This window comes from Providencia sp. wls1916 (genome assembly GCF_009706585.1).
Lineage (GTDB): Bacteria > Pseudomonadota > Gammaproteobacteria > Enterobacterales > Enterobacteriaceae > Providencia > Providencia lanzhouensis.
Window position 1 is genome coordinate 1 of sequence record NZ_WLUL01000019.1, and the last position, 17,092, is coordinate 17,092.

Below are 17,092 nucleotides of genomic sequence, written 5' to 3' on the forward strand. Positions count from 1 at the left end.
CCGAGATGGCGACCCAATCAATTGTAGCTCCTCATGATTCAACCTTTAAAGGCTTTATGAGCAAAGTGGATAATGCGCGGGATTTTTTTGAAGTCCATCTTCCTAATCGCATTAAGCACCTCTGCAATTTTGATACCTTGAAGTTGGCCAGTGCTTCATTTGTGGATAAAACATTGCGCTCTCGTTTCTCGGACATGCTCTATTCCGTTCAAACACTCAGGGGGAAGGGGTATTTTTATTTCTTGGTTGAGCATCAATCTTCCCCCGATAAGCTGATGGGCTGGCGGCTGATGCATTACGCATTTTGCGCAATGAATCAGCATTTGCAGCAAGGGCACCAAACTTTGCCGCTGGTGGTTCCCATCCTGTTTTATCATGGTAATCAATCTCCTTATCCTTACTCCCAGTCATGGACGGATTGCTTTGAGTGGTCTGATTTAGCGCATGATTTGTACTGTAATCCACTGCCATTAGTGGATGTCACGGTGGCAAGCGACGATGAACTTGTGAATCACCGAAAAGTCGCCGCGATGGAGCTAGTTCTCAAACATGCTTCTTTGAAAGATGACCTGATGGTTCTATCAAAGCGCTTAGCGCAGGTAATCAAGGAGAACGAAAACCACCGTGATGACGTTATTTTAATCATCAACTATCTGTTTAGTGTGATGGATACGCCGACATACAAGAAGATAGTCAAAACATTAATAGAAAAAACCGAAGGATATCAGGAGACTGTTATGACCATTGCCGATCGTTTACGAAATGAGGGGTTAAAAAAAGGATTAAAAAGAGGGCTAGTCAAAGGAAGAGAAGAAGCTCGACAAGAAGAGCAGGAGAAGGCCAAACAACGCACTTACACCCAAGTGTTGACCAGTTTAAGTCTAGGGTTAGATATTGATATTATTAGTAAAATTACAGGCTTATCCCACTCTGAAATTCAAGCGATGAGTTAATTAGCATACGCTGTATTTATCGAAAAACTGTATTGATAAAAAACTGTGAAGGGCGGAATCAACATAAAATTGATTCTGCCCTTTTTTAATTAATTGAATTAAAAGTTAATTTTTAATGTGGCATTCACTCCGCTTGAACTGACATCACTGTTATATTGACCTTGGTAAGAGATTCCGAAAGTCGTGGATTTATTCAGTTGAGCATCAACCCCTAAGCCTACACCGAATAAGTTATCTAACTTGCCACCACGAATTTTGGCTTCGCCAGTGTCTGACAGGAACAACATCGCTTCTGGGCGAGTATCGCCAAATAAATGGCTCGCAGATACGTCACCTTTCAGTGTGAGATTCACATTACCCGCGCTGAATGGATAGCCACCACGTAAACCAACGGTACCAACTTGGATATCTTGGTTATCTGTTTTGGTGGTGAATTGCATATTGCCGACTTGCTCATGCAGATTATCGCTGGTGACATGCAGCCAGTTAAATCCAGCATAAGGCTCAACAGAATATCGGTCATTATTCAGCTGGGTATAAGCACCTTCCACGAAGAATTGCGTGATTTTTGCATCATAGCTGGTGGAGTTATAACCGGACTCTTGGCCTACCCACAGCGTGCGTTTTGCATCTCGGTCTTGGTTTGTATGCGTTACACCATAGTTAATCGCAGCTACATTCTTGATATTGGATACACCGTAGGCACCGACATGCAGATCATTGCTGTCAATTTTGCCGTACTCATGAGCTTTATATTTAGATGAACCCGCACCAAAGAACAGTCCCGTTTTGGTATGCTCAGCGACATCAATTTCTGCACCCACTAATGCTGCATAGAAATCGGTATCCATATTGCTGTAGCCATAGTCAAGGTTGCCCCATTGACCAACACCTGTCATCCAAATGCGTGCATTGCTATTTTCAAGGTTAGCATAGCGACCATGACCCACGCCGATAGCCTGATCTTTCACGGTACGAGTTAGACCCAATACGTTCACCACACTGGCATTATTCGCATTAAGGTACATATCACTACCGAGTGATTGATAAGTATTACGAAGGTCACGTTCGCTCATCGGTAGTGTTGCATCAAATAGCTGACCTTTAGCGTTACTTTCTAATGAATTAGCAATCGAACGACCATTTTCATTATTAGCAAATGAAGCAAATGAGGCATCCGCTTTTTTACTCAGAGTGCCCGTAATGGTGTTATCTTTTACAGAAACGTCTTTTTGGAATAACGCATAATCATCTGCGGCAGCATTATTGGCATTTGTCGCCAGCATTTTGGTTTTAGCGCGATTGTCAGCTAAATTATCTGCGTTAACCGTACCTTGGATTGATTTATCATTAAGATAAACATCTTTCAGTTGCCCAATGTTATCGGCAGCAACATCCAGTTTAGCGCCTTGATTTAAGGTCATATTACCGACATTCACATCATGACCTGCGGTGACTAAATAGGTACCTTTATCGTTGATGTTGATATTGGCTTTATGGCTTTCATTGGAGACTAACTGACCTTTTTGAGTAAATTTGTCGTTATAACGATTAAGCACGCTAATTGTGCCGCCGTTAACATTCACGTCTGCAGTACCAAAGGATTCAGTAAAACCGTACAGAGAACCTTGTTCGACGGTTGTACCGCCACGGTAGGTGTTATCCCCCGTCATCACCAATGTGCCTTCACCCGCTTTGACTAGAGCGCCATCATACAAGCCTGCATCGATTTTGGCTTGAATGGCCTCAGCGCGTTTTTGGTAATATTCCTGACGCCATTTTTTAGCATCTTCTTTATCGACAATATGAGAAGTTGGGTCTGGATTGCCATCATTGACCACAAAATCGGTACCAAGATTATAATCGCCACCGGCATCGATACCGTTGGCTTTATAATCGGCTAACCACGCCAAATCTTCGGTTTCACGCTGATCTAACGCCGCTTGGCTAATGTCATTTGTCCAGACATCAAGTGGGACAGCATCCAGTTGGTATTCGAATTTACCTAAGAATTGACCTGGGCCATACATACCTTTTTCGAGATCAGGAGTACCCCAACCATAGCGCTCATCAGGTACGCCATCCGCGGATGTCCAGCCTTTATAGAGGCTGCCATCTGGGTTATAACGGTTGGCAGTCGTGAACATCACATCACGAACTTGCAGGGCATTCATGGATTGATAACGAGACATTAAAACGCCCATGGCACCAGTGACGTGTGGTGCTGCCATTGATGTTCCGCTAAAGGTATCCCAACCCGGATTGCCGTCAGCATCTACGACGCTGGAGTAGATATAGCGGCTAGGGGCAACGACGGTCCACCATTTGGCATTTCCCGCTTCGTTAAACATACCTTCAATTTCATAGCCTGTTTTGTCTGCCGTCTGTTTTAACCCTGCAACCGCAATCCAATGTTTCTCTGCTTGTGGATTGAAATAAGGGTAAAGAGGGCGATAGTACGGGTTTTTAAAATCGCGGTTACCTGTGGTGAAGACTTGAACAACATTGGTGCCTTTCACGGCATCATAGGCGGCATCTACAAAGGATGGGTTATCCCCGTAGATTTTTTTGAAATAGAAATATTCGTACTCAGTTTGTTGGGTGGTATCAACGGGTAAATGTACCGTGGTGTTACCACCATCAGGACCGACCGTTTTCCCTGCATCAATAATTCTTGGGTTGGTACCCCAACTGTTATTGATCACTTGGGCACCAGCATCCACCATGGCTTTCCAGCCAGTATAGAAATATTGGTAATCTTGATAAGGACCATAGTTATTGCTGTCGGTGGCACCTGTGTTACCCACATACACATCGGAACCCCAGGCAACGCCGTGCATACCTTCGCCATCACGGTTAGCACCGACGGTACCTGTCACGTGGGTACCGTGAGTATCATTCACGCCTTTGATCCAATCTCCAGTCACATCGAAGGCTTGACCTTTTTCATAGTGACCGCCTAACTCTTGAGGATAACGCATCCCCGTGGAGCCGTATTCACCTTTGGCTTTGACCGCGTGGAAGCGAGAGCCACTTAGCTCTTGGTGAGATAACAATGCGCCTGAATCCATTACGCCGATTTTAGCGCCTTGCCCATGATATCCCAGCGCATAAGCACTGGAGGCATTCATGGCGGCTAAACCCCAGTCATTTTTATATTCTTGGCTTTCCCAACTATTTTTATCACCGAGTTGCCCTGTTTCAGAGTAAGCCAGCGTATAGCCGGAAAATAATAGCGCAGAAGTAATAATAGAAAGCTGAAAAATATTTTTATTTATTGCAGCTTTATTTTTATAACGAGAAGATGACGCAAATTTATGTGCTTTGTTCATTCTGATACCTTTGTTATCAATCAAAAAACATCATTAAGAATCAAAAACAGAATCGCAGAGATAATCTGTGTTTTATAAAAATAAATACTTGAGCGCTATCTCAAAATCTTTTTATTTATCGAAAAAGTAGATTTATTGACTAGCTAATCACATCAAATGCAGATGAATAGAACGTGAACAGAACAAATTAAATGATAGTTCTACGTGGTGAATTAAATTAATTTTTGCTTTTGAATACAGGAATTAAAATTTAGATAAATTTATTGAGAATAAATCAGTTGTGGTAACAAATTCACATTATTTATTAACAGTCATTCTTGCTAATTATTTTTTAAGTATTAATAACTAATTTAAAGTAATGAATTATTTTTCTATTATTTAGCAATATTCATATTTTTATAACCAAAAAAAGCCGCCATTGTTTTAAAATGGCGGCTTCAAATAACAGAATTAAGTTAAATTATTAAGCGAATAATTACTGATAAATCTGTTTAATTTCTTGGGCTGCGGCTAAACCACGTTTCGCTTCTTTTTCTGCGATTTCAACGGACAAACCAATATACGAACGTGGGTCTAGCATCGCTTTGATTTCATCATTGCTAAATGCTGCCGTAATGGTTTCGTTCTTGGTGAGGTTAGTGTAGAAATCCTCACCATCCGCTGCGGTTTTGATGGCTTCTTCATACAGCAATGAGTGTGCTTTATCTTTACCCAGCTTCTCAGCCATTTTCATCATCACGTATTCGGTATTATCTAACCCTTTATTTCTCAGAACGTTATGCAGCATTCTCTCTTCGTGAGGTACCAGAGTTCTCGAAAGCTCTTCGGTTCTTAATAAAATTTCAGTAGTCAGTTCCAGCGCTTCTTCGATAAGCCCATCGAATAACATATAAGAGCTGCTATCACCTTCATACGGTCTGACGGCAGAATACATCCCAACACTCGGTAACGAATACAGTTTTTGGGAGTTAGCAATAATCCCTTTCGCCAGTTTTGGGTTGATTTTGTGTGGCATGGTGCTGCTGCCCACTGTGCCTTTGGTGAAGCCTTCAGACACTTCCGCTATTTCTTCCAGCGTCGTGCTGTAAACTTCTTCCCCAATTTTATGACAGATATTCGCCATCAGCGCTAAGTTCGCCATGTACTCGAGTTTATGGGTGCTGAGGTTGCGAGATGGGACTTCCATCGCATGCATGCCCGTCAGCTCAGCAACGCGTTTTTGCACTTCTAAACCAATCCCCGGCATGGAGTTAAACGCACCCACAGCGCCACCCATCATGATGGTAAATACGCGCTTTTCACACTCTTTCATACGCTGGTAGCAGTCAATGAAATCGCTGATCCATACGGACACTTTGTAACCGTAAGTAATTGGAATAGCGTGGCGCCCATGGGTTCTGCCTGGCATCACCATATGCTTAGTTTTTTCAGCAAGACCCGACAGGTTTTCGATGATCTCACCTAACAGCAACATAAATTTATTATGTACCGTTTTCATCATGTACAGCTGCGAGCTTTGCTGAATATTTTGGGTGGTAATTCCGTAATGGATGTATTTACCACTCTCTTCAGAACACGCATTCACCAAGACTTTTAAGAAGGGAACGAAACCGTGCCCAATTTTTTGGTAAATGCGGCTCATCTCTTCAAAATCAATGTTCTCAATAACCGCTTTTTCTTTAATTTCATCGGCCGCTGATTGGGGAATGAACCCCGCTTCAGCCTGCGCTTGAGCTAACATGGATTCAAACATCAGCCAAGTATTGTATTTGGCTTCATCCGATAACAGGGCTTTTATACCGCGGTCATCGATGGTTTTACTCTTAGAATCATATAAGGCTCTCATCATATATCCTTTTATTTCTTCATGAACTCATCAACAGCGTTGCGAACAAATTCAACTTTCGGTCCATAAACTACGTGGACGTGGTTTGCCGATGGAAAGAAGAATGCGGTACATCCTGATTCCAACATTAAATCTTTATCAATTTTATTCACTTCTGCGACATCAATACGCATACGGGTAATACAGTTATCTACGTTACGAATGTTCTCTTTACCGCCTAAGGCTTCAACAAGGATCTCAGCGATTTCGCCATAACGTTTTTCTTTAATTAAGGTATTTTTTAGGTTGCTCGACTCTTCACGACCTGGGGTTTTGATATCAAATTTGATAATCGCCCAGTAGAAGATGAAGTAAGTCACTACCGCTAAACCGCCACCAATCAGGACTAAGAATATCCAGTTAGTGTGCTCGTACAGCAGACCGAAGATAGTGAAGTCAAACACGGTTCCACGGATATACCCGATAGCAACCCCAGCGAATGACAACAACACTGCACCAATACCGACGATGATGGCATAGATTAAGTACAGCAGCGGTGCGATAAACACGAAGGTAAATTCGAGCGGTTCGGTCACGTTACCGAGCATCGCGGTCAATACCATGGTCACCAACATCGATTTAACTTCAGCTCGGTTCTCTTTTTTCGATGTTTTATAGATAGCTAATGCAATCGCAGGGAACAGGAACAGCGTCACCAGCATTTGTTGCTGCGCCATAAAGCGCGTCAGGCTTGGCATCATTGCCCAGTATTCACTACTTGGACCTTGCTTAAATAACACTTCCGTTAAGGCTGGAACGACACCAACAAAGGTTTGTCCATCAATAACATAGGTACCACCGGCTTCGGTAAATCTAAACAGAACGTTCCAAACATGGTGTAACCCGAATGGAATAAACAGACGTTCACCCCCTGCGGTAAAGAATGGACCGACAGGACTTAGGAAGACGGCAGAAAGCTTCATCAAGCCTTGTACTAAGACTTCCCAGATAAACGGTAATGTTCCACCGACCATGATCATTAAACCGACCATGATGATCGCAACCGATTTTTTACCTGAGAAGAAGGCGAAAGCAGTCGGTAGCTCGAGGTTGTAGAATTTATCGGTGGCCCATGCACCAATTAACCCTGTAATAATCCCCCCAGCGGCACTGATATTTAAGGTTTGAATACCTAAAACTTTAATCTGTCCCACTTGACCCATAATCGCGGGATCCGCCAGTTTACCAGTGAGCACCAACCAAATATTCATGGTGATGATCAACGAAAGGTAACCCACAACGGAGGCGAAGACCGCGATCCCCTTATCACGCTGGCTCATGCCGTAGGCAACCCCCATGGCGAACAGTAATGGGATGTTGTCGAAGATAACGCCCGCAATAGAACGGATGCTGACAAGTAATGCGTTAACGGTTTCATTGCCGAGGAAAGGGAATCGAGCAATCATGTAGGTTTGAACTAATGCACCACTGATCCCCAGTATCATACCAATTGGAGCCAGAACCCCGATTGGCAGGAGCAGTGTCCTACCAAAGCGCTGGATTGACTCACCGAATTTTCTTTTAGCCATATTTTTTCCTAATGACGAAGAATTATTGAAATTAACTGGAATACTAGCACTGGGTTTTTTAAATGAAATGATGTTACGGTTTTAAATATTATCTCAGGTCATAGATTAAGACCTAGGTCATTATTATTAAATAAAGCTTTTAAAATCATACTAATAATAATTTTGTCATCAATGTGTTGATGATTTTTTAAATAAATAATTATTTGAAGAATAACAAAAATAATTGAATGAAAAGTATTTAATTAACTTTAAGCTAAATAAATAAGGTGAGGGAGGCGTTTATTTACAGCAGATTTTCCAATTCATTAATTAACAAGTCCACCAGAATGAAAAATCCGGTTCTGGATTTTGAATCATCCCGTTTAGTGTCATAGCTATCCGCGAAGCAGAAAAGGGTGTTATTGGCGTAGGCAGTGAGTTCGTTTGTGTGAAAGGCGGTCATACTGATGATGTTGGCCTCTTTCAACTGCACGATTTTAGCGGTTTCGATGATTTTTTTGGTTCCGCCAGACAGCGAAATAAAAATCACGGTGTCATTTTGGTTAACCAGACGAGTAAACGAGTCGGAGAGATTGTAATCGTTGATAAAAAAGCAGTGTAATCCAAGAGAGAATAGCAAGTGTTCAAGATAATAACCGACGGCTTTACTGGTGCCACGTGCCACTAAAAAGATATTACGCGAGCCGCGTAATGTTTTCGCACAGTTGCGAATTTGCTCTTCATTAATCAACGTGAAGGTTTTATGGATATTATTTTCAAGCTGTTTTTTATACGACGCAGGGTTGTTTTTTTCCGCTTTATTTTGCGAAAGGATATGGTTATTAATTTGAAATTTGAGTTCTTTAAACCCACTAAAGCCTAATTTCTGGGACAAATTAATAATGACAGTCTTAGAGACAAACGTTTTGGCGACTAATTCATTAATATTCAAGTAGGGAATATCGGCAATATTATCGGTAAGATATTTTAATACTTTTTTTTCACTGACGGTTAAGTTGTCATAATTCTTTAGAAAATCCAGCATATCTCACCTGATCAATAGAGTATCAAAAGCCCATTTTAGTCTGGGTTCGCGTGTTATTTATGATGATATCGACACTGTGTGAAGTGAGCAAAAGCTCAACAGCGTTGATTATACGTTAAAGCCGTATTTTATGCAGGTTTTCCGGGAGTTTTTTTGATGTGAATAACTTATAAGGTCGATAATAATACTTATCTATTTAAGCTAAGAATATAAAAGTGAAACGAACCTCAACCAGAGTCTAAAGGATTAAAAACGCCTTGTGATAAAGCACATCACAAGGCGATTTTGTTTATCCCAATTCCGGCTCAATCATTATTTGAGCTGCCAAAGCGTTCCTTCAGAAATAACCGCGCTACCATGAGAAGCAAATAACATTAGCTTGCGTTCATTAGGTTGGGGATAAATGCGGCTAGACATTGCGGCGTCACCATCGTTGACAAAGACTTCAACGGAGGAGCGGTCAATAAAAATACGCAATGAAAGTTTATCGTTTGTGGGTAATGGAATGCTGCGATAACCGTCCAGCTCATATTCTGGGTAGTGCCGCCAGAGCACTAAGCGTTGAGATTGGCTATCAATATACAGCTCTAATCCATCGCCTACCTTATTACCTAGCGCTATGCCATATCGTTCAGCATTACTTTGGTTTCTATCCCAAACAAGCTCTAACTCGATGGCGCTGGAATGTTCTAGTAGCACTTCTGTTTGACTAACCGAGTGAGGCTCAATGAGTTGGCTCTGTTGGCGCAGTGATTTAGCTTCAATCACTGGACGTTGGCATAAATGCCCATCTCGTACAAATAACTCGCGTGGTAGGGTTAAGCAGCCTGCCCAGCCTTCTTGTTTGGATGGCATAGCAGATTCCCACATATCCATCCAAGCCATAATGACACGTCGTCCATCAGCTGTCGTGAATGATTGTGGCGCGTAGAAATCGTGCCCATTATCCAGTTCAGTAAATTTTTGACTTTGTATAAAAGCGCTTCCTTCTTGCCAGTGACCTTGGATCACACCGGATTGGAAGCGATTACGATACTGATAACCTGTATTTTGTTGAATACCTTGCGGTGAAAACATCAAATAGTGGTGGTCGCCACACGGGAAGAAATCTGGGCATTCCCACATATAGCCACCATCAACATCAGCGTGAGCGAGGATTCGATCAAGTTGCCATTCGCGTAGTGAATTTCCCTTATAAAGCAACGTTTGCCCACAATTTGCCGCGTCTCGTGCACCTATCACCATCCACCAAGTGCCGTTTTCTTGCCAAATTTTAGGATCACGGAAATGCATAATGCCATCGGGAGGCGTTAGCACAATACCTTGTTTTTCAAAGTGAATACCGTCAGTACTGGTTGCTAAACATTGAACTTCACGGATAGCGCTATCGTCACCAGCTTCTTTTAGCCACACATGCCCCGTATAAATGAGTGAAAGGGTTCCATTATCATTTACGGCACAACCTGAAAAACAGCCATCACGATCATAGTCATCACCGGGTGCTAGGGCGATAGGCTCATGTTGCCAATGGATCATGTCGTGGCTGGTGGCGTGACCCCAATGCATTGGTCCCCAGTCAGCACTCATTGGATGATGTTGATAAAATGCGTGATATAACCCATCAAAGCAGATCAAGCCATTGGGATCATTCATCCAGCCAGCGGGTGGCGCAAGATGGAAGTCAGGGTAATAGGTATTTCCACGTTGAGCTTTAAGTTGCTCAAGAGCAAATTGTGCTTGCTGAAGTTTTTGTTTCATAGTTCCACCGTTTTTTTCGATGTTGTCATACGATTGACGGTTGATGCGTCCTCTGATTGCAGAAGGACACTTGAAATTATCGTCATCAAAATGACGATAGCGGCGAGGATCATATAGGTATCTGCAAAGCCTAATGTGTCATAACTGTAGCCTGCGAGCGGGGATAAGAATGAGGCGCAGAGCGACGCTACAAACTGGAAACCCACTAAGTAGATGGTTGCAGATAAACGTTTATCAAATACGGATGTAATGTATTTAAATAATGAAATTAATAGGATAGGGAGTTCAACCGCATGTAGCAGCTTCATAAATGAAATCGTGATTGCATCGTCAGCAAGCCCCGAACCTAAAATGCGCAGTGCCATGATGACACCACTCAAAAGCAGACCACGTTTGGCACCAATCCGATTGACGAGGAAAGGTGCTAAGAACATACCACCTGCCTCTAAAAAGACCTGAAGCGAGTTTAAGTAGCCAAACATCTCGTTGCCTTCGTTTTGGCTTGCAAACAACGAAGCAAAATAGACCGGAAATTGTTGGTCGTAGACGTTATAAACACTTACCCCGCAGACAAATATCACCAAAGACCAAAATGAGCGCATGCGTAATAATCCCAGCGCATCAGTGATAGTCAGCGACTGAGTTTTTCCGAACTCAAGTTCATTCATGGTATGAGGGCGAACGTTGCGTAAACGCCATAACAAAATGATGAACAGAAGTGCGCTGGCAGAACCCATGGCAAAATTTAAGTTGGGATCGATATTAAATAATAACCCTGCAAAAAAGGTGGCGCCCGCCCAGCCCAGTGAGCCCCACATACGGGCACGACCATATTCAAAACTTGCAATACGACTGACGCGTTCAGTATAGGATTCAAGAGCGCCAATACCGGCAAAGAAAGTCGCGCCAACATAAATGCCCAACGCGGCCGCTCCCGCAAAAATATTCCATTTTAATAAGGGGGTACAGACAAAAATAAACCAAGGTCCGCTGATTAATAGCAATCCCCCCAGAAACCATAATAGATTTTTGCGTAAGCCAAGCCTGTCTTGGATAAACCCGTAAAGAGGTTGAGCACAAAATGCGGTTAAGCTGATAACAGAAAAAATAATGCCCGTATCGGTGCCCTTTAAGCCAATTTTTTGGCTGAGCCACAGAGATACCAAGGAAAACACGGATGACCATGTCCAAAAGAAAGTAAATAACAAACCACTTAATGTGAGATAGGCATGCATGTTAGCGCGTGTTTTTTTGCCCATAGATATTCTCCTACTGTCAGAATGTCTATATTGTTAATGTTAACATTCACTTTATAAAAGACGGTATAGTGCATAAATATGATGTTAATCACCAATGTTAACATTAACATTGGCGGTATGTGAGGGATGTCACAGGTTTCTGATTCTCGCAATCATGTGGCGATTTATTGGTTGATATACTCCGACGAAAAGACGTTGGAACCAAAGACGTTGAAAACAAAGACGTTGAAAACAGAGTAAAGAGGGCAAAATGGTACTCTTAAAAGATGTCGCAAAGCTGGCGGGCGTTTCAATGATGACGGTCTCAAGAGCTATCAATAATCCTGAAAAGCTGAAAAAAGAGACACTAGAACGCATTCAAAAAGCCATTAATGAAACGGGTTATACGCCTGATCTTTCAGCTCGGATGATCCGCGGTACACGGTCAGGGCAAAAACCTCGAACGATTGGGGTATTGGCGCTAGATACGGCAACGTCCCCTTTTTCTGTCGATATTACGCTGTCTATTGAAGAGACTGCGCGTTCACACGGTTGGAATAGCTATGTGGTGAATATGCTAGAAGGTGATGATCCTGAAGCTATCGCGAGCTTACTTTTTTCTCATCGCCCGGATGGCATTATTTACACGGCAATGGGGCTTAGGCAGGTTGAAATTACCAAGCACATGATGAAGGTACCATTAGTACTCGCTAACTGTGAAAGCCTAAATGTACCAACGGCCAGCTATGTACCCGATGATGAAGATGGTCAATATAACGCGGTGAAAGCGCTATTAAATGCGGGATACCGCCAACCGCTATGTTTATATCTCCCAGCTAACCACCCGGCGACTCTCCGTCGAGCTCTTGGTGTTAAGCGCGCTTGTGAAGAACATGGAATCAATGCCGATGCGTTATCTCATCATTTTTTAAATACAGAAAATTATGCAGATATTCCTGAGATTGTACGCAAGCAGATCCACCATGGAAAAGCGGGTTTTGATTCAGTTATTTGTGGAAACGATCGGATCGCATTCATCGTTTATCAGATCTTGTTAGAAAGTGGATTGAAGATCCCAAAAGATGTCGCTGTTGTGGGCTACGACAATATGGTTGGGATCGGTGAATTATTTATTCCACCGCTTTCGACGGTACAACTTCCGCATTATGAGATTGGTAAGCGTAGCGCGCTACATATCATTAACGGGGAGACGCATCGAGAAACTGTCTATATTTCATCGCCTTGGTTACCAAGGGATTCAATTTAATCATACTGACTATTTTCAATATTGCTTGTGGAGTAATTTATGACCGATAAAGTGTGGGTTCTCGGTGATGCTGTTGTTGATTTGATCCCCGAAAGAGAAGGCTGCTTACTTCAGATGCCGGGTGGTGCGCCTGCGAATGTGGCAGCTGGGGTTGCTCGCCTTGATGGACGAAGTGGGTTTATTGGTCGTGTCGGGAATGATCCTTTTGGTCGCTTTATGTGCCGCACGCTAGATCAAGAGAGAGTGGACACTGACTATATGAAGTTGGATCCGCAACATCGTACATCAACGGTGGTGGTTGAACTGGATGAAGAGGGAGAACGAACTTTTACGTTTATGGTTCGTCCCGCAGCGGATCTTTTTTTAGAAATAGAGGATTTACCGGTATTTCAGGAAAATGAATGGCTACATGCGTGCTCTATCGCGCTGAGTGCCGAACCGAGCCGTAGTACCACATTTTATGCCATGGAAAAAATTCGTCGTGCAGGTGGGCGCGTTAGTTTTGATCCTAATATCCGAACGGATCTTTGGCAGGATGAAAATCTATTGCGTGAATGTTTACATAAAGCGCTCACTTTCGCCTCGGTGGTGAAGTTATCCGAAGAAGAATTATTTTTCTTAAGCGGTAAAACCGATATTCAGCAAGGTATTGCACAACTTTCCACACAGTATTCTTTTGATTTGCTACTTGTGACTCTAGGGAAAAATGGGGTGATGGTGTGTTGGCAGGGAGATATTCTGCATTATTCAGCTAGACCCGTGGTGGTGGTTGATACGACAGGTGCGGGAGATGCCTTTGTCGCAGGTCTATTAGCAGGGTTGGCAGTTTATGGTCTGCCGCGCGATGAAAATACGCTGGGCATGATTATTGGACAAGCACAAATTTGTGGCGCATTAGCCACCACGGCGAAGGGTGCAATGACCGCATTGCCATATCGTCAAGATTTACTCAAAAGCCTGTAGTCACGATTTCGCGCAATTTTCTAGGGGGGTTGTGGTGAATGAAGAAAGTGGTTTTTGAGAAGTAAAGACTGAGGTGATTCGCTAGAAAGCAAAAACCCGCCACTAGGGCGGGTTCTTTAAATAGTGGTGCCCGGACTCGGAATCGAACCAAGGACACGGGGATTTTCAATCCCCTGCTCTACCGACTGAGCTATCCGGGCAACGGGGCGCATTAAACCGTATTAGGCTGTTCTCGTCAATGCATTTTTTATAAAAAAAACCATTTTCTGACTGAGTGTTTTCTTTTTCGACAAAAAACGCCTGTTTAACGCGCGAGTGTACGAATTTTAACTTAATGCGCCTTTTTTACGGCACAGAGCTATAGCCAAAATATCTTCAGAAAGCTGTTGAGCAATTTCCACATCACGGATATCGCGATTAACCAACAAGCGATTTAAACAGCCTTCTAAAACCAACTCCATCTGATTGGCGACGAGTTCTGCATCTTCAATATCTAGCTCATCGAGCAGCTGCTTAGTAAAGCTGAATGAGTTGGATTTTTGCAGGCGGCTTAATTGGTGGATAGGGTGTTCTGGGTCTGGGTAATAGTTGCAGGCAGAAATAAACAGACAGCCAGGGAAACGCCCTTCGCGGACTTTCTCTGCCAGTTGCTGATAACGAGCCATGAGTTTAAGTTGTGGGCTGAGTCGCTCATCTAATAAGGTTTGGCGCTGCCACACTTCAATTTGCTGCCCGTGATAGCGTAGAGAATCATAAACGAGGGCTTCATCATCAGGCCAAAATTGGCGTAAGGTCGTAAAATCGGATTCAATTTCAGTGAGTAAACTTTCTGTCGAGGCAGATAACCCCTGTTGCTCTAACTGGTTTAACGCATGGCTCAAAATAGTGTCGCGCTGGATACTCATCGTTATCTCCATCACAAGATTTGCTAATTTTTCCATCATAGCAATGTTCAAAGTTGATTTATAGGCGTTGATTTTGTCACAAGTATGAGGGTGATAGAGGGGAATTACGGGGAAGTCAAAGAGAGAAGAGGTAGAGAGGCATTACCCTCTCTATACCTAACGAGTTGTTTAGTAGAAATTAATTTCTAGTTAAACAACTTTTTCTCCATATCAATATCGATATGATAAAAATTAAAAATATTTTGCAGGAACTCATCAATATCGTGCTTTTTTAATTCTAAAGCATGCAAAATTCCCAAAAGATTTTGAATAGTAATCGCATTGACACCTCGCTCATAGCGAGAAATCTGTTGTTGGCTGATGCTTAAACGAGAAGCGAGCTCAGCGCCCGTGAGCCCAACGACTTTACGTCGTCGTTTAAGAAATGAACCAATGTAATTGGATACTTCATGGTTATCAAATTGTTGATTAGCTAGCATGATCCCTCCATGCGAGTTTTATTGAGATAATAGTATTCAAAGATAATTAAATATTATTATCTTTAATTGGCGAGAGTAATCTAAAATTGACTAGTTCAATTTAGGAGTATTTAACCGCTAAGTTAAATTAATTACCAATATTTATGACGGATTGATAGGCTATTTTCGATAGTTAATAGCTATTTCGATCACTCAGTTAGTGAGTAAAGGTATAAATAATTATGGATTTTATGTTTGATTATTTTAATTTAATCAGTCTAATAATCTAGTTTTCTGGGTTTTGATTGGTTTTTTATGGCGATAATTACTGACTTATTTTTTATAAAAATAACGCAAAAAATAATAATGAAGTATGAATTGGGTAATGGGCTGTTACACTTATATATATATTATTCATAAATATGTTTCGAGAGAAAGATTTATATTTACTTCGTCATAAAGATACAGATTTGTTTATTGATTATCGGTATTATTTTAAATAGTTTATAGAAATAAAAATAAATATGACATTGTGCAAATAAGGAATGCGGATTAATGAAAATTATCATTGCACCTGATTCTTTTAAAGAGAGTATGAGCGCCGAGCTTGCGGCTCAATCAGTCATAAAAGGCTTTCGACGTGTGTTTCCTGACGCGGTATATATTTCACTGCCAGTGGCTGATGGTGGAGAGGGAACCGTGGATGCGCTTATTGCGGCACTGCACGGTGAAAAAATATCGGTTACCGTGGCAGATCCATTGGGTCTCCCTGTCATGGCTTACTATGGGCTATTAGCTGAAAGTAAGACGGCGGTGATTGAAATGGCACAAGCCAGTGGGTTGATGCTAGTGCCTATTGCCAAGCGAAACCCGATGCTGACGAACAGCTATGGTACGGGAGAGTTGATCGCCAATGCGCTTGCTCAAGGGGTTGAGCGGATTATTCTAGGGATTGGCGGGAGCGCTACAGTGGATGGCGGCGTTGGTATGTTGCAGGCGCTGGGTGTGCGATTTTATGATGAAAATCATCAATTACTGGGAACCACGGGTAATATCCTTTCACAGATATCGCATATCGATATTCAGCAACTTGACCCGCGGTTATCTCAGTGCAAAATCGACATTGCTTGCGATGTGAGTAACCCATTGGTAGGAGAACACGGCTCAGCGGCGGTTTTTGGTCCACAAAAAGGGGCAACGCCAGAAATGGTGGCTGAGTTGGATAATGGATTAAACCAGTTTGCGGCGCTTCTTCAACAGTTAACGGGGACTGACTATCGTTATCTTGCCGGTGGCGGCGCGGCGGGGGGGATCGCCGTTGCAGCAGCTGCACTACTCGGCGGTGAGCTTAAATCTGGTATTGAGATTGTGATGGACGCTTTAGCGTTTGAGCAACACTTACAAGATGCTAACTTGGTGATCATCGGGGAAGGTAGTATGGATGGGCAGACCGCAGGAGGAAAAGCGCCCATCGGCATTGCGAGACTCGCGGCAAAACATCAGGTTCCGGTTATTGCATTAAGCGGTGTGTTAGGGGATGGGGTAGAAGGATTGCACCAAGAGGGTGTAACGGCGGTATTTAGCATTCTGCCAAGATTGTCTTCCCTTAGTGAGGCGCTCAATCAGGGGGCTGAAAACTTAGAAAATACAGCATGCAATGTGGCTCGAGTATTAAATATGGGTCGCCACCTTTGAAATAAAAGCGAACCTATTTATTTGATGAAAAATAATCTGACTTATCCAATATTTATGTTATATGCACTTTTTCCGATACCATGAT

Annotated in this window: 12 protein-coding genes and 1 tRNA gene; 4 read left to right on the forward strand and 9 right to left on the reverse strand. The window is 42.6% G+C overall.

The genetic code is table 11. The features are described from left to right. The first annotated feature begins 5 nt into the window (after positions 1-5). Positions 6-953, forward strand: a complete 948-nt coding sequence (locus GKR61_RS13115; RefSeq protein ID WP_154599950.1) for an Rpn family recombination-promoting nuclease/putative transposase — start codon at positions 6-8, stop codon at positions 951-953. 98 nt (positions 954-1,051) lie between these two features. On the opposite strand, the gene pta is transcribed toward GKR61_RS13115, so the two are convergent. From pta to GKR61_RS13145, 6 genes are all read right to left on the reverse strand, one after another. Then, the gene (gene pta, locus GKR61_RS13120) at positions 1,052-4,285 is read right to left on the reverse strand and encodes an autotransporter Pta (protein WP_154639834.1); all 3,234 of its coding nucleotides are present in this window, start codon (positions 4,283-4,285) and stop codon (positions 1,052-1,054) included. Positions 4,286-4,760: 475 nt separating this feature from the next. Then, on the reverse strand, positions 4,761-6,131 hold the full coding sequence (locus GKR61_RS13125) for a class-II fumarase/aspartase family protein (RefSeq protein WP_036949581.1): 1,371 nt from the start codon (positions 6,129-6,131) through the stop codon (positions 4,761-4,763). Positions 6,132-6,142: 11 nt separating this feature from the next. Next, positions 6,143-7,699 (reverse strand): PTS transporter subunit EIIC, encoded by a 1,557-nt coding sequence (locus tag GKR61_RS13130; protein ID WP_006658525.1) that lies wholly within the window; start codon positions 7,697-7,699, stop codon positions 6,143-6,145. Between the two features lie 283 nt (positions 7,700-7,982). Then, positions 7,983-8,723, reverse strand: a complete 741-nt coding sequence (locus tag GKR61_RS13135; RefSeq protein WP_154599946.1) for a MurR/RpiR family transcriptional regulator — start codon at positions 8,721-8,723, stop codon at positions 7,983-7,985. Between the two features lie 312 nt (positions 8,724-9,035). Next, entirely contained in the window at positions 9,036-10,481 is a 1,446-nt protein-coding gene (locus tag GKR61_RS13140; RefSeq protein WP_154599947.1) for a glycoside hydrolase family 32 protein, read from the reverse strand. Next, a complete protein-coding gene (locus tag GKR61_RS13145; protein ID WP_036949587.1) occupies positions 10,478-11,740 on the reverse strand; it encodes an MFS transporter in 1,263 nt (420 codons plus the stop codon). The genes GKR61_RS13140 and GKR61_RS13145 overlap by 4 nt, the downstream gene beginning before the upstream one ends. 250 nt (positions 11,741-11,990) lie before the next feature. Between GKR61_RS13145 and GKR61_RS13150 the strand changes: the two genes are divergently transcribed. Both GKR61_RS13150 and GKR61_RS13155 read left to right on the forward strand, forming a co-directional pair. Then, positions 11,991-12,986, forward strand: a complete 996-nt coding sequence (locus GKR61_RS13150; RefSeq protein ID WP_036949589.1) for a LacI family DNA-binding transcriptional regulator — start codon at positions 11,991-11,993, stop codon at positions 12,984-12,986. Between the two features lie 39 nt (positions 12,987-13,025). Further along, positions 13,026-13,949 (forward strand): aminoimidazole riboside kinase, encoded by a 924-nt coding sequence (locus GKR61_RS13155; RefSeq protein WP_132496470.1) that lies wholly within the window; start codon positions 13,026-13,028, stop codon positions 13,947-13,949. 124 nt (positions 13,950-14,073) lie between these two features. Here GKR61_RS13155 and GKR61_RS13160 read toward each other — a convergent pair. The 3 genes from GKR61_RS13160 to GKR61_RS13170 form a co-directional block, all read right to left on the reverse strand. Beyond that, positions 14,074-14,149: transfer RNA gene (locus tag GKR61_RS13160), tRNA-Phe, on the reverse strand. Positions 14,150-14,275: 126 nt separating this feature from the next. Beyond that, positions 14,276-14,848 carry a division control transcriptional repressor DicD gene (gene dicD / locus GKR61_RS13165; protein WP_413784995.1) on the reverse strand — a complete coding sequence of 191 codons (573 nt, stop codon included), beginning with the start codon at positions 14,846-14,848 and terminating at the stop codon, positions 14,276-14,278. Between the two features lie 191 nt (positions 14,849-15,039). Further along, the gene (locus GKR61_RS13170) at positions 15,040-15,333 is read right to left on the reverse strand and encodes a helix-turn-helix domain-containing protein (protein WP_036949597.1); all 294 of its coding nucleotides are present in this window, start codon (positions 15,331-15,333) and stop codon (positions 15,040-15,042) included. A 534-nt stretch (positions 15,334-15,867) separates the two neighbouring features. Between GKR61_RS13170 and GKR61_RS13175 the strand changes: the two genes are divergently transcribed. Further along, a complete protein-coding gene (locus GKR61_RS13175; protein ID WP_036949598.1) occupies positions 15,868-17,007 on the forward strand; it encodes a glycerate kinase family protein in 1,140 nt (379 codons plus the stop codon). Positions 17,008-17,092 lie beyond the last annotated feature (85 nt).